Origin of the sequence: Spirillospora sp. NPDC052242 (genome assembly GCF_040679555.1) — a bacterium.
Lineage (GTDB): Bacteria > Actinomycetota > Actinomycetes > Streptosporangiales > Streptosporangiaceae > Spirillospora.
Genome location: NZ_JBFAUZ010000026.1, coordinates 19,298 through 32,338, shown reverse-complemented (window position 1 = coordinate 32,338; position 13,041 = coordinate 19,298). Strand labels below are relative to the sequence as shown.

Genomic DNA, 13,041 nt, shown 5'->3' with positions numbered 1-13,041 from the left:
ACGCGCACATTGCGAAGAACCCTTCAGCTGAACGAAAACGATGCACGGACGGAGAGCCATGCACACCGAGCTCGAGCGGGCGTTCGACCTCACCGGCCGGACGGCCGTCGTCACGGGGGCGGCCGGCGGTATCGGCCGCCAGACCTGCGTCACGTTCGCCCAGGCCGGCGCGGACATCGTGCTGACCGACGTCGCCGAACCCGGCCTCCGGGAGACGGCGGACGCGGTCCGCGGACTCGGCCGCGCGGCGACGGCCGTCCCGGCCGACGTCACCGACCGGACGGCCGTCGACGGCGTCGCGCGGGCCGCGCTGGACGGTCACGGGCGCATCGACGTCTGGGCCAACGTCGCCGGCGTCATCCGCTACGGATCCGTCGTCGACACCCGCGAAGAGGACCTCGACCTCGTCCTCGACGTCAACGTCAAGGGCGCCTACTGGGGGTGCGCCGCGGCGGCCCGCGCCATGACGCCCCGGGGCTCGGGGTCGATCATTAACGTCGCGTCCACCGGAATGGACTCCGCGTCGCCCGGGATCTCCTGCTACGCGATGAGCAAGGCGGCGGTGGCGACGCTGACCCGCACGCTCGCCGCCGAGGTCGGCCGGCACGGCGTGCGCGTCAACACCGTCGCGCCCGGCTGGGTGCCGACCGGCATGACCGCGCGTTACTGGACGAACGACGACGGCACCGTCGACGAGGCGGAGCGCGAGCGGATCTTCGCCGACCGGGCCTCGCGCGCACCGCTCGGCACGGTCGGCGAGCCGTCCGACATCGCCTTGGCGATGCTCTACCTGGCGGCGGACGCCTCCCGGTTCGTCACCGGGCAGGTTCTGCGCGCGAACGGCGGCGTCTCCATGGGCTGACCGGGCCGGGCGATGCACGACGACGGCGACGGCCGACAGACATAAGGAGAAAAGTCATGACGTCCACCGATCCGAGTCCGGTCCCGGACTACCGGCAACTGCTCCGGCTCGACGGCCGGAACCTCGTCGTCGTCGGCGCGGGGCAGGGAATGGGCCGCCAGACGAGCCACGCGCTCGCGCAGTGCGGGGCGCGGGTGGTGTGCGCCGACATCGACCCCGCGCGCGCCCGCGAGATCGCCGACGAGGTCGGCGGGGTGCCGTGGGCCGGCGACGTCACCCGCGCGGACGAGGTCGTCCGGCTGGTCGAGGAGGCCGCGGCGGCGGTCGGCGGGCCGCTCGGCGGCTTCGTCGACATCGTCGGGCTCGCCGAATGGGTCGGGGCGCTCGACATGGACGAGCGGACGTGGGACGCCCAGTTCGACATCTGCCTCCGCCACGCCTACCTGCTGGGACGGCACGTCGGACGGCACATGGTCGACACCGGCGTACCAGGGACGATGGTGTTCATCGCGTCCGTGCACGGCATGACGGCGTCGGTGCGCCACGGCGCCTACGGGGCCGCCAAGGCGGGCCTCATCTCCTGGGTGCGGACGCTCGGGGAGGAACTGGGCCCCGAGGGGATCCGGGTGAACGCGATCGCCCCCGGGTCGATCCTCACGCCGCGCCTCATGGCGGTGTGGCCGGAGCAGTCGGCGAGCGAGCGGCCCGCCGTCCGGGTCCCCCTCGGGAGGAACGGCCTGCCGTTCAACATCGCGTCGGCCGCGCTCTTCCTGACCAGCGCGCTGTCCGAGTACATGACCGGCCAGACGATCGTGGTGGACGGCGGCGTCACGATCAAAGACCCCTACATCGCGCTGTGAGCGCCGACGCCGCGGCGGCGCTCCCGGCGGAGCGCCGCCCAACGATCCGAACGCCCGCCGACCTCGCCGCCCGCCGCGCCGCCGCCGGAACCGCGCCCCGCCCGGCGGTGCCCGGCGTCGCGGTCGCGGACGTCCGGTACGGGGACGTGCCCTGCGTCGTCTGCGAGCCGCCGCGGGCGCGGAACGTCCTGACCTACTTCCACGGGGGCGGGTACCGGCTGGGCTCGGCCGCCCTGTTCGCGCCTTTCGCCGCCCGGCTCGCCGCCGCGACCGGCTCCCGGGTCGTCGCGGTCGACTACCGGCTCGCACCCGAACACCCCTTCCCGGCGGCACTGCACGACGCGATGACCGTCCATGCGCGGCTCCTCGACGAGACCGGGCGTCCCGCGGTCGCCGTCGGGGACTCGGCGGGCGGCGGCCTGGCCGCGGCGCTGGCGGTCGCGTGCGCCCGGGCGGGGGTCGCCGTTCCGCGGGCGCTCGTCCTGGTGTCGGCGTGGCTCGACCTGCGCTGCACCGCGGAGGGCTACGCCTCGCGCGCCGCGACCGACCGGCTGTTCTCGCACGCCGCCGCCCAGGAGGCCGCCGGCCAGTACCTCCAGGGGCACGACCCCGCCGACCCGCTGGCGTCCCCGCTGCTGGCCGACCCGGCCGCCTTCCCGCCGACCCTGATGCTGGCGAGCACCGCGGAGGTGCTGCTGGACGACGCCCTCGGCATGGCGTCCGCGCTCGCGCGGGCCGGGGTGCCGGTCTCGACCGCCGTCGAACGGGACGTGCCGCACGCCTGGCCCGCCGTCGCCCCCGACCGGCCGGAGGCGGCCGCGGCGCTGGACACCATCGCCCGCTTCGTCGCCCATCACACCGGGAGGGAGGGCGCATGACCGCCGAGGGACGCCTCGCCGGCAAGGTCGCGCCCGTGACGGGCGCCGCCCGCGGCATCGGCGACTCCCTGATCATGAGATCCGGCACGGGTCGCGCACAGTAGAGTGCTTCCTGCGCCACGTCAGAGATGTCCGTCCGTTCGGCACCGGCGTCGAAGCGGCACGCGCACGCGATGCCGCCGTCCCCCTGAGGCCCGCGAGTCCCGCTCGGCCGCGTCGCCGTGCCCCCCGGACGGCGACGCGCGCGGCGCCCGAGGATACGCACTACGAAGGAGCCGTCGAGCATGGGCGCTCACCATGGCCACGGGGCGGACGGTCACCGCGATCGGCCCGTGTCCCGCTCCGCGGTCCGCGCCGTCCTGGCCGCGATCATCCCGCTGTCGCTGGTGACGCTGGGCGCCCTGGTGTGGATGTGGCCGTCCTCCCCCGAGGCTCCGGGCGGCCCGGCGTCCGTGCAGCTGGAGAAGGTGCCCGGGACGGTCGTCCGGGTGGACCTCAAGCCCTGCCCGCAGGTCGCGCCGCCCGGCAGCACCCCCATCGACGCGGGCGGGACGGGCGAGGAGGCGCCCCCGCAGGATCCGCGGCGGTGCGGCACCGCGCACGTCGAGCTGACGTCCGGCCCGACGGAGGGCCGGGTGGTGAGCGCCGAACTTCCCAGCGGCCCGGGGACCCGCGTGTTCACGGCGGGCGACGACGTGATCCTGCTGCACATGCCCGCCGACGGCGGCCAGGGCCCGTCCTACCAGCTGTCCGACCACGACCGGTCCGGCTCGCTGTGGCTGGTCGGCGCCGCGTTCGTCCTCGCGGTGATCGCCTTCGGCCGGTGGCGCGGGCTGACGGCGCTCATCGGCCTGGCCGTCACGTTCGCGCTGCTCCTGTGGTTCCTGATCCCGGCGATCCTGGAGGGGAGCCCGCCGCTCCTCGCGGCGATCGTGTGCGCGGCGGCCATCATGCTCGCGGTGCTCTACCTCACGCACGGGTTCACGATGTCCACATCGATCGCGGTCATCGGCACCCTGGGCAGCCTCGCCCTCACCGGGGTGCTGGCGATGGTCGCGATCGACCTGACCAGCCTCACCGGCATCACCGACGACAGCTCGCTCTACCTGGACCTCAGCTACCGGATCAACACCCAGGGGCTGCTGCTGGCCAGCGTCATCATCGGTTCGCTGGGCATCCTGGACGACGTCACCGTCACGCAGGCCGCGACCGTGCGGGAACTCGCGCACGCCAACCCGGCGTACACGGTCCTGCAGCTGTACCGGGCCGGCGCGCGGGTCGGACGGGCCCACGTCGCCTCGGTGATCAACACGATCATCCTCGCCTACGCCGGCGCGTCCCTGCCGCTGCTGCTGATGTTCAGCGTCGGCAGCCAGCCCCTCGGCGAGGTGATCACCACCCCGGTCATCGCGCAGGAGATCGTCCGCAGCGCGGCCGGCACGCTGGGGCTGATCGCGGCGGTCCCGCTGACCACGGCGCTCGCCGCGCTCGTCGCCACCCGCCGGGACCGCTCCGATCCGCTCGAAGAGCACGGCGCCGCCGCTCCCCCGCCGGCCGAGGGCCCGGGCGGTCTCCCGGACGACCGGCCGGCGAAGGCCCCCCGCGGCGAACGCGTGGATCACTCGTTCTGGGGGGACTGAGCGACGGCGCCGCCGTGCGGCTACGGCGCGTCGGTGCGCAGGCCGTTCTGGTAGGCGCGGACGAGGTTGCGCGGGACGAGCGTCCTCCGCCCGTCGAGAGTGATGGGCACCAGGTCCGGTGCCGTCGCCTTCCACTGCGAACGGCGCTTGCGGGTGTTGCTCCGGGACTTCTTCCGCTTGGGGACGGCCATGGTGCTCCTACCAGCTCGACTTGGTGACGCCCGGCAGTTCGCCGCGGTGCGCCAGTTCACGGAAGCGGACCCGCGACAGCCCGAACTTGCGCAGGTGCCCGCGGGGACGGCCGTCCACGGCGTCCCGGTTGCGCACCCGGGTGGCGCTGGCGTCCCGCGGCTGGCGGCGCAGTTCCCGGACGGCCGCCGCGCGGATCTCGTCGGCGGTGTGCGGGCTGCGGATCAGGCGCTTGAGCTCGGCGCGGCGCGCGGCGTGCCGCGCCACGACCTCCTTGCGGCGCTCGTTGGCGGCGATCTTGCTCTTCTTGGCCATCAGACCTTCCCTCCGCGGGCCCGGATGCGGGCGACGGCCGCCTCGATCCCGATCTTGTCGATCGTCTTGATCGCGCGGGTGGACAGCCGCAGCCGCACGTACCGTCCCTCGCTGGGCAGCCAGTAGCGCTTGGACTGGATGTTTGGGTCGAACCGCCGTGAGGTGCGCCGGTGCGAGTGCGACACCTTCTTGCCGAACGACGGCTCGGCCCCGGTCAGCTGACAACGGGCGGGCATGGGGCTCCTCTCTGGCCCGCGCGAGCGTCCACACGCGCGGGAACGACGCCGGAGCACGCCATGATAGTGAAAACGATTATCGCTTGCAGACATCCGGGTCCGTGAACGGCCCGCGGCGGGACGTGCAGACGGGTGCGGAGTTCGGAGTGAGAGGTGGAGACGGGCCTGGAGGTCGAGGTGCGGGTCAGAGGTCGAGGACCAGGCGCGGGCCTCGGGAGCGGGACACGCAGATCATCATGAACCCACCCTCCGCGCGCTCCGCCTCGGTCAGGACGGAGTCGCGGTGGTCGGGCTCGCCCTCCAACACGGGCGTCTCGCACGTCCCGCACGTTCCTTCGCGGCACGACGAGAGGACGCCGACGCCCGCCTTCTCGACGGCTTCGAGGATCGAACAGCCCGCCGGGACCTCGACCGTCTTGCCGCTCAGGGCGAGCTCGACCTCGAACGCCTCCCGGGGGCCGGTGTCGGGGCGGGCGGCGAACCGCTCGGTGCGCAGGGCGCCGGGCGCCCGCTCCGTGCAGCGCTCCTCCACGGCCGCGATCATCGGCTCCGGGCCGCAGCAGTACACGAGCGTGCCCGGTTCGACCGAGGCGAGGGCGGCGTCCAGATCGAGCAGCCCGAACTCGTCCTGCGGCCGCACCTCGACGCGATCCCCGTAGCGGGACAGTTCGTCGCGGAAGGCCATCGCGGAGAGCCGGCGCCCGCCGTACAGCAGCCGCCAGTCCGCGCCCGCCGCCTCGGCCGCCGCCGCCATCGGCAGGATCGGCGTGATGCCGATGCCGCCCGCGAGGAAGAGGTAGCGCGGCGCGTCCTCGAGCGCGAAGTTGTTGCGCGGCCCGCGCGTCCGCAGCCGATCGCCGGGACGGACGCGTTCATGCACGATCGTCGAGCCGGGTCCCTCCTTGAGTACGCCCAGCCGCCACGTCTCGGCCTCCGGGTCGCCGCACAGCGAGTACTGCCGCACGACGTCGTCCCCGAGGAGCACGTCGATGTGCGCACCGGGACGCCACGACGGCAGCGCTCCCCCGTCCGCGGCCCGCAGGGTCAGCCCCACGATGCCGTCGGCCAGGTCCGTCCTCTCGGCGACGACGACCTCGGTCTCGATGGCGTTGTCCGCGGCCACTCGGCCCCTCCGGCGTTCTACGGCGTCTGGTCACGACGACCATGTCGGGAGGCGCCCGCGCACGTCAGCCGAGGTTCCGTCAAACGGAAGAACTCCTGCCGTCGGACACCGGGCGCGCGGGGACGGATTGTCGTACCCGCGCCGTACGCTTCCCTCGCACGACCACCGGGGAAGGACGGAGCCATGGACACGTTCGAGCGCCTGCGGGAGATCTGCCTGTCACTGCCGGAGGCGACCGAGAAACCGTTCGGGGATCACACCGCGCCCTCCTTCCGGGTTCGCGACAAGCTGTTCGTGATGACGTCCGAGGACGGGCTCTCGCTGTGGTTCAAGGGCGGGCCGGGCGTCCAGGAGTCGCTCATCGCCGAGGACCCCGAGCGCTTCTACCGGCCTCCCTACGTCGGCGGCAAGGGATGGGTGGGCGCACGCCTGGACGTCGACCAGGACTGGGACGAGCTCGGCGAGTTGATCGAGGACAGCTACCGCCTCATCGCCCCGAAGCGCCTTTCCGCGCGACTCGACCAACGCTGATCCCTGCCCGACCGTGTCCCCGGTCGGGCAGCGGACCGACCGGGGGTCGATCACCCAGTGGTTCGAGGGGAGGGTCGTCCCGGCGAACACGACCTCCTCTTCCCCGACGAGGCTGAATCCGAGCGAACGGCAGATCCCGTTCGACGGACCGTTCGTCACGCCGGGGAAGGCGTGCACGAGTCCCCAACGACCCTCGTCCCGTGCCTGCTCCAGCAGCATGCGGACGGCCCGATGCCCTCCCGCGGGTGCGGGCCGCCGAGTTCGGCCATCATGACCGGGTCGCAGCGCATCCTGACGTAAGCGTCGACATCGCCCAATTCGACATCACGAAGACGCACGCGAACCTCCTGCTCGCCGACCCGGTGCCGAGCCGGCACGTCGCCGGCGACCGATCCTAGGAGGTCTGGCCGACAGGCGTTCCCGGCGCGCCGCGGGGTGACGGGCGCCGCTGCTAGGCTGATCGGCATGTCAGGCGCATCGTGCTCGGCCGCTTGTGCGGCAGTGACGAGGACGTCCCGCTAGCGGCGGGACGTTCGACTCTCGGCACCACCCCTCCTGGAACGTCCAGCCGCTTCGTGATCAGTCCGGAGCGGCCCTGTGTGCTGCTCGGAACCTTTTCGGAGCGACGGAGCACTCGATGCTTTCAGGTATTACCTCTTCCCGCGGGCAAAGCCCGTCTCCCACACGCGCACGGCTCGTCCTGTGCACGATGTCCATGCTGCAGTTCTTCATCGCGGTCGACGTGACCGTGGTCAACATCGCGCTGCCCTCGATCGGCGCGGATCTCGGCGTCGACGGCCACTCGCTGACCTGGGTGGTCGTCGCCTATACCATCACCGGCGGCGGGCTGCTGATGCTCGGCGGCCGCCTCGGCGACCTGCTGGGCCGCCGCCGCACGCTGCTGGTCGGCACGACGCTGTTCGGTGCGGCATCGCTGCTGGCGGGACTGGCCCCCTCGTTCGCGGTCCTGGTGGCCGCGCGCCTCCTCCAGGGGGCCGGCGAGGCCATCGCGCTGCCGGCGGCGATGGCCACCATCGTGCTGATGTTCCCCGAGGGCCCACGCCGGTCGCGGGCCCTGAGCGTGTGGGCCGCGGTCGCCAGCTGCGGGCTGGTGCTGGGCTTCGCCCTCGCCGGAATCATCACCGCCCATCTGGGGTGGCGCTGGATCTTCCTGATCTCGGTGCCGTTCATCCTGGTCGTGATCGTGGCCGCGCTCGTGCTCGTCCGGGCCGACCGTCCCGCCTCCCGTGAACGGGTCCGGCTGGACCTGCCGGGCGCGCTCCTGCTGACCGCGTGCCCGCTGTCGTTCGTCTACGCCGCCGTCCAGGCGGGGGAACCCGGAACGAGCCCGTGGGTGAGCCTGGCCGCTCTGGCCGGTGCGGTGCTGGCCGCCGCCGGGTTCGTACGGGTCGAGTCACGGTCCCCGAACCCGCTGGTGCCGCCGGCGTTCTTCGGCGACCGGGCCCGGGTGAGGGCGAACCTGACGACGATGCTGCTCAGCGGAGCGCTGTCGACCTCCTTCCTGCTGTTCACGTTCTACCTGCAGGACCGTCTCGGAATCGGCCCGCTGGGAGCCGGGCTCACGATGCTGCCGTTGGCCGTCGCGCTGATCGCGGCCTCGGTTCTCGTGCCCCCGCTGCTGGGCCGCTGGGGAGCACGCGCGTGCGTGCTGGCCGGTCTCGGATCCGCAGCGGCCGCGATGACGGTGATCGCGCTCGTGGCGGCCCTGGGCGCCGGGGCGGCGTGGCTGCTGCCGGCGATGCTGCTGATCGCCGCCGGGATGGGCTTCGGGCTCGTGGGACTGCAGTACATCGCGGTCAGCGGAACGACCGACGAGGACGCGGGGATCGCCTCCGGCGTCCAGCGAGCGGCCGACCAGCTCGGCGGGGCCGGCGGCGTGGCGGTCTACGTGGGCATCGGGTTCGCCCCCGCCGTGCACGCCGGTGACCCGTTCCTGATCGCCGCGGTCCTCGCCATCGCCGGGCTGGCCGTCGGTGCCCTGGTCGTCGGCCGCCCCTCGGCCACCACGGAGACGCGGCCCCAGGCCGAGTAGGAGACCGCGCCGCCACGCCTTGCCCACCCGGCAGCGGCGTGGCGGCGCGCCCCTGCCGCTTGTCTCCGGCGCGGGGTCGGGGTCAGCGGCGGGGGCGGGCGAGGGTGCGGAGCCGTCTGCCGATGCGGTCGAGGGTGGCGTCGTCCGGACTCCAGCCGCGGTGCAGGAGCGCGGTCAGGAGCGCCTCGAGATACGGGCCCGGGCGGGACAGGAAGTCGCGGGTGACGGGTATGAGTTCCCAATTCATCTCCTCTGCGAGCCATTTGCGGCGCCGGCGGTCGCGGCCGCGCGCATCCGCGCCGGTGTGGTGCCGTTCGCCGTCGTATTCGAGGCCGACGCGGAATTCCGCGTAGCCGAGGTCCACGTAGAGCATGCGGTCGTACGGGCCCATGACCGGGACCTGGCAGACCGGGCGGGGGAAGCCGGCGTCGACGACGGCGACCTTGGTCCAGCTCTCGCCGGGTGACGCGGATCCGCGGTCGCCGAGGCGGAGGATCTCGCCGAGCCGGGTGTTGCCCCGGTAGCCCGGGAGGGTGCGGGCCATCTTCCTGAGCTCGGCCTCCTCGACGCCGCGCCTGAGGAACTGGTCGAGGCCGGCGACGGCCTCGTAGCGGGGCAGCCAGCGTGCGCAGTCGAGGGCGGTGCGGGTCGGCGAGGTGAGCCGTACATGTTCTCTCTCCACTGTGTGCTCGGGCGGTATGGGCGTCTCGGGGTCGGACGGGTCGACGAGGTCGACTGGCCAGTCGGCCTCGCGCACGCCCGGGGGTAAGACGTCGAGGCCCCAGAGCCACGCGGCCGTGCGGCGGGCGATCACGACCCCGTCGGGGAGGAGACGGCTCAGCAGGGCGGCCCGCGTCTCGAGCGAGGCGCCCTTGACGGGGACGAAGTAGACGCCCCGGCCGATGGGGGTGACGAGGTTCTCGGGAGTGCGTTTCCAGGTGAGGGTGAAGCCGTTCATGGAAACGATGCTGCCCGGTCGGCGGCAGAGGGCGGAAGGGCGCGGGAAATTGTGGATAACTTCGAGTCGGCGCCCACTTTCACCCCGCAGAATGTCGCATATGGCGGAATTCTGCGCGTGCTTCCGATATGCGGGGCGGGCGCGTTCTCAGCGCGCTCGCGCGGCCGTCACCGGGCGGGTGCGGGGCGGGCGTCCACGGCCCACCGGGCGATGCGGGTGATCAGGTCGGGGGTGGCGGCGACCTCGGCGTGGCCGAAGGACGGCTCGACCCACAGTTCGCGCGGTTCCCGGGCGGCCCCGTAGAGCTGGTGGGCGTGCTCCAGCGGGAAGAAGGCGTCCGCGTCGCCGTGGACGACCAGGAGCGGGACGGGCGCGATGCGTCCGGCGACCTCGTGCGGGGCCTCGGGGACGGGGTCCCAGCCCTTGGGGGCGATGCGGGTGCCGCGGGCGAGCCGGACCGCGAGACGGCCGCTGCGGCGTTCGATGGCCCAGTGGACCCGCCGCATCGGGACGGTGCCGCGGTAGTACCAGCGGGCGGGGGCGCTGACGGAGACGACGGCGTCGACGCCGCCGTGCAGGGCGGCGTGCCGGACGGCGACGGCGCCGCCCATGGAGAACCCGGTGACGACGATGCGCTCGTAGCCGCGGCGGCGGGCGGCGCCGACGGCCGCCTCGAGGTCGAGGACCTCGCGGTCGCCTACGGTGGAGTGGCCGCCGGACGCGCCGTGGCCGCGGAAGTCGAGGCCGACGACGCCCCCGAACCGGTTCAGGACCCCGGCGATGCGCCGCAGCGCGGGCTGCCGCCACGAGCAGGTGAAACCGTGCGCGAGCACGAAGCAGAGGCCGTCCCGGCCCCGGAGGTGCCCGGCGTCGATGCGGACGTGGTCGGCGGTGTAGAGGGTGAGCGGTTCGGGAGTCGGCACGTCCCCAATGATCGCGCAGCGGAAGGCGGGGCTGAACGGCCGGGTCGCGGGGTAGGTAGGCAGTCGTGTCGGGAGGGCTGGTCGGTCGGGCGGCGACCGTGCGACGCGGATGAGGGCGCGGCCGCAGCGGCGGGAGGGCGCGTCTCCGGGCGGCGTCATAGCGTCGTCGGCGCGCGCGCACGAGCGCGCCGCGGTGCTGCTGGAGCGGATGGCCGCGGCGCATCCGGAGGAGGCCGAACTGCACCTGGAGGCGGCCACGCGGCACCGCCGGTGGGCCGAACGGGACCGGGAGACCGCCGCGCGGTACGCGCCCGACGGTTGAGCTGATCAGGGAGGATTCATGCGCATCGGTGTTTCGCTCGGCGAACGGAGCGGGCCGGACGCCCTCGCCAAGCTGGGGGACGACGTCCGGAGGGCGGCCGACGACGGGTTCGCTTCGGCGTGGATGTCGAACATCTTCGGGATGGACGCGCTGACGGCGCTCGCCGTCGCGGGGAGCGCCGTCCCCGGGATCGAGCTCGGGACGGCGGTCGTCCCGTCGTATCCGCGGCACCCGGCGGCGCTGGCGCAGCAGGCGCGGACGGTGGCGCTCGCGCTGGACGGACGGCTGACGCTCGGCATCGGCCTGTCGCACAAGGTCGTCATCGAGGACATGTACGGGTTCGACTTCGGGCGTCCGCTGCGGCACATGGACGAGTACCTGTCGGTGCTGCTGCCGCTGTTGAACGACGAGACGGCGGCGTTCGACGGCGACACGGTGCGCGGGCACATCTCGCTCAGCGTGCCGAACGAGGGGCGGGTGCCCGCGCTGCTCGCCGCGCTCGGCCCCAAGATGCTGAAGCTGGCGGCGGAGCGGACGGACGGGACGGTCCTGTGGATGACGGGGCCCGCCACGGTGCGCGACCACGTCGCGCCGACGATCACGGACGCCGCCAAGTCCGCGGGGCGGCCCGCCCCGCGGATCGTCTGCGTGCTCCCCATCTGCGTCACGGACGACGCGGAGCGCGCGCGGGAGCGCGCGGCGATGGCGTTCGAGGTGTACGGGACGCTGCCCTCCTACCGGGCGATGATGGACCGGGAGGGGGCGAAGGGGCCGGAGGACCTCGCGATCATCGGGGACGAGGACGCGGTCCGCGCCCGGCTGGAGGAGCTGGACGCCGCGGGCGTCACCGACTTCGTGGCCGGGGAGTTCATGCCGGGCGAGGACCGGACGCGGACGCGCGGGTTCCTGAAGTCGCTCACGGCGCGATGATCTCGTAGAGGTTGCCGCTGGGGTCGGCGAAGTACAGCCCGCGCCGCCCCAGCGGCGCGTAGTGCCGATTTACCTGCTGATAACCTTGCGGTCCAAGCGCGCCCGGAGCGAAGTCCGGTGCGAACCCGGCGCTGTCCCGCAACTGTGGTGCCTCCCCCCGAGAAGGCCGAGCCAGGTCGCCTCCGCGCGCGCCGACGACCATCGACCTCGTGGAAGGGCGATCCGTCCTGCGCGGGCCGCGGCTTCCCTGCACCCAGGAGGCTCCTGTGAGACCCGTACGCGCCCTCGGCGCGGCCCTCGTGTTCGGCGTCGTGACGCTCGCGTCGGCGTGCGGCGGCGGAGGCGGCGAGAAGGACGCCGCCGCGGGCGGCGCCGTCACCGTCCAGGCGGCCAACGGCACGGTCGAGATCCCGGAGAAGCCCGGGAAGATCGTGTCGCTGTCCCCCACGCACACCGAGACGCTGTTCGCGATCGGCGCCGGCTCCCAGGTGGTCGCGGTGGACGAGTACTCCACGCACCCGCAGAACGCGCCGCGCACGAAGCTGTCGGGCTTCAAGCCGAACGCGGAGGCGATCATCGGGTACGAGCCCGACCTGGTCGTGCTGTCCGACGACATGAACGGCATCGTGAAGTCCCTGGAGAAGGTGGGCGTCCCGGTCCTGCTGGAGCCCGCCGCGACGAGCCTCGACGAGGCCTACGACGAGATCGCCGACCTCGGGAAGGCCACCGGGCACGAGGCCGCGGCGACCGAGCTCGTCCGGACGATGCGCGCGGACATCGAGCGGACCGTCGCCGCGGCGGGCGGGTCCGGCGACCTGACCTACTACCACGAGCTGGACGACCAGCTGCACACCGTGACGTCCAAGACGTTCATCGGCCAGGTGTACGGGCTGTTCGGCCTGAAGAACGTCGCGGACGCGGCCGAGGACGCGAGCGGCGGCTACCCGCAGCTGTCCCGCGAGTACCTGCTCGAGCAGGACCCCGACCTCGTGTTCCTCGCCGACACCAAGTGCTGCGGGCAGGACGCCGGGACGGTCGCCGAGCGTCCCGGATGGGGCGATCTGAAGGCCGTGAAGGACGGCGGCGTGGTGGAGCTCGACGACGACGTCGCGTCCCGCTGGGGCCCGCGCCTGCCGGAGTTCGTGAAGTCGATCGGTGACGCCGTCCAGAAGGTCCGGTGACGACCGGAACGGAGGGCGCTCGGCCGTGAAGGTCCGGATC

At 73.3% G+C, this 13,041-nt stretch carries 17 protein-coding genes; 10 read left to right on the top strand and 7 right to left on the bottom strand.

The features are described from left to right. Positions 1-58 precede the first annotated feature (58 nt). The 4 genes from AB0L25_RS21860 (at position 59) to AB0L25_RS21845 (ending at position 4,240) form a co-directional block, all read left to right on the top strand. Positions 59-862: an SDR family NAD(P)-dependent oxidoreductase gene (locus AB0L25_RS21860; RefSeq protein WP_500174475.1), complete on the top strand. Its 804-nt coding sequence runs from the start codon at positions 59-61 to the stop codon at positions 860-862. A 56-nt stretch (positions 863-918) separates the two neighbouring features. Then, positions 919-1,722: an SDR family NAD(P)-dependent oxidoreductase gene (locus AB0L25_RS21855; RefSeq protein ID WP_500174474.1), complete on the top strand. Its 804-nt coding sequence runs from the start codon at positions 919-921 to the stop codon at positions 1,720-1,722. Further along, complete coding sequence (locus AB0L25_RS21850) at positions 1,719-2,600, top strand: alpha/beta hydrolase fold domain-containing protein (RefSeq protein WP_500174473.1); 882 nt, start codon at positions 1,719-1,721, stop codon at positions 2,598-2,600. Before AB0L25_RS21855 ends, AB0L25_RS21850 begins: the two co-directional genes overlap by 4 nt. Positions 2,601-2,884: 284 nt before the next feature. Continuing rightward, positions 2,885-4,240, top strand: coding sequence for a YibE/F family protein (locus AB0L25_RS21845; protein WP_500174472.1), 1,356 nt, complete (start codon positions 2,885-2,887; stop codon positions 4,238-4,240). Between the two features lie 20 nt (positions 4,241-4,260). On the opposite strand, the gene rpmF is transcribed toward AB0L25_RS21845, so the two are convergent. The 4 genes from rpmF to AB0L25_RS21825 form a co-directional block, all read right to left on the bottom strand. Next, the gene (gene rpmF, locus AB0L25_RS21840; RefSeq protein ID WP_500174471.1) at positions 4,261-4,431 is read right to left on the bottom strand and encodes a 50S ribosomal protein L32; all 171 of its coding nucleotides are present in this window, start codon (positions 4,429-4,431) and stop codon (positions 4,261-4,263) included. A gap of 7 nt (positions 4,432-4,438) precedes the next feature. Then, positions 4,439-4,744, bottom strand: a complete 306-nt coding sequence (gene rpsN / locus AB0L25_RS21835) for a 30S ribosomal protein S14 (RefSeq protein ID WP_500174470.1) — start codon at positions 4,742-4,744, stop codon at positions 4,439-4,441. Next, positions 4,744-4,980: a 50S ribosomal protein L28 gene (gene rpmB, locus AB0L25_RS21830; protein WP_500174469.1), complete on the bottom strand. Its 237-nt coding sequence runs from the start codon at positions 4,978-4,980 to the stop codon at positions 4,744-4,746. Before rpmB ends, rpsN begins: the two co-directional genes overlap by 1 nt. 184 nt (positions 4,981-5,164) lie before the next feature. Continuing rightward, positions 5,165-6,103 (bottom strand): PDR/VanB family oxidoreductase, encoded by a 939-nt coding sequence (locus AB0L25_RS21825; protein WP_500174468.1) that lies wholly within the window; start codon positions 6,101-6,103, stop codon positions 5,165-5,167. Between the two features lie 183 nt (positions 6,104-6,286). On the opposite strand from AB0L25_RS21825, the gene AB0L25_RS21820 reads away from it, so the two are divergent. The 3 genes from AB0L25_RS21820 (at position 6,287) to AB0L25_RS21810 (ending at position 8,687) form a co-directional block, all read left to right on the top strand. Continuing rightward, positions 6,287-6,634 carry an MmcQ/YjbR family DNA-binding protein gene (locus AB0L25_RS21820; protein WP_500174467.1) on the top strand — a complete coding sequence of 116 codons (348 nt, stop codon included), beginning with the start codon at positions 6,287-6,289 and terminating at the stop codon, positions 6,632-6,634. A 245-nt stretch (positions 6,635-6,879) separates the two neighbouring features. Next, the gene (locus tag AB0L25_RS21815; RefSeq protein ID WP_500174466.1) at positions 6,880-7,032 is read left to right on the top strand and encodes a hypothetical protein; all 153 of its coding nucleotides are present in this window, start codon (positions 6,880-6,882) and stop codon (positions 7,030-7,032) included. Between the two features lie 311 nt (positions 7,033-7,343). Beyond that, the gene (locus AB0L25_RS21810) at positions 7,344-8,687 is read left to right on the top strand and encodes an MFS transporter (RefSeq protein WP_500174465.1); all 1,344 of its coding nucleotides are present in this window, start codon (positions 7,344-7,346) and stop codon (positions 8,685-8,687) included. An 82-nt stretch (positions 8,688-8,769) separates the two neighbouring features. On the opposite strand, the gene AB0L25_RS21805 is transcribed toward AB0L25_RS21810, so the two are convergent. Next, the gene (locus tag AB0L25_RS21805) at positions 8,770-9,645 is read right to left on the bottom strand and encodes a hypothetical protein (RefSeq protein WP_500174464.1); all 876 of its coding nucleotides are present in this window, start codon (positions 9,643-9,645) and stop codon (positions 8,770-8,772) included. 167 nt (positions 9,646-9,812) lie between these two features. Then, positions 9,813-10,568 (bottom strand): alpha/beta hydrolase, encoded by a 756-nt coding sequence (locus AB0L25_RS21800; protein ID WP_500174463.1) that lies wholly within the window; start codon positions 10,566-10,568, stop codon positions 9,813-9,815. 109 nt (positions 10,569-10,677) lie between these two features. On the opposite strand from AB0L25_RS21800, the gene AB0L25_RS21795 reads away from it, so the two are divergent. Further along, complete coding sequence (locus tag AB0L25_RS21795) at positions 10,678-10,890, top strand: hypothetical protein (RefSeq protein WP_500174462.1); 213 nt, start codon at positions 10,678-10,680, stop codon at positions 10,888-10,890. Between the two features lie 18 nt (positions 10,891-10,908). Beyond that, a complete protein-coding gene (locus tag AB0L25_RS21790; RefSeq protein ID WP_500174461.1) occupies positions 10,909-11,820 on the top strand; it encodes an LLM class F420-dependent oxidoreductase in 912 nt (303 codons plus the stop codon). On the opposite strand, the gene AB0L25_RS21785 is transcribed toward AB0L25_RS21790, so the two are convergent. Next, a complete protein-coding gene (locus AB0L25_RS21785; RefSeq protein WP_500174460.1) occupies positions 11,807-11,962 on the bottom strand; it encodes a hypothetical protein in 156 nt (51 codons plus the stop codon). The genes AB0L25_RS21790 and AB0L25_RS21785 overlap by 14 nt on opposite strands. 124 nt (positions 11,963-12,086) lie before the next feature. Between AB0L25_RS21785 and AB0L25_RS21780 the strand changes: the two genes are divergently transcribed. After that, positions 12,087-13,001 (top strand): ABC transporter substrate-binding protein, encoded by a 915-nt coding sequence (locus tag AB0L25_RS21780; RefSeq protein WP_500174459.1) that lies wholly within the window; start codon positions 12,087-12,089, stop codon positions 12,999-13,001. Positions 13,002-13,041 lie beyond the last annotated feature (40 nt).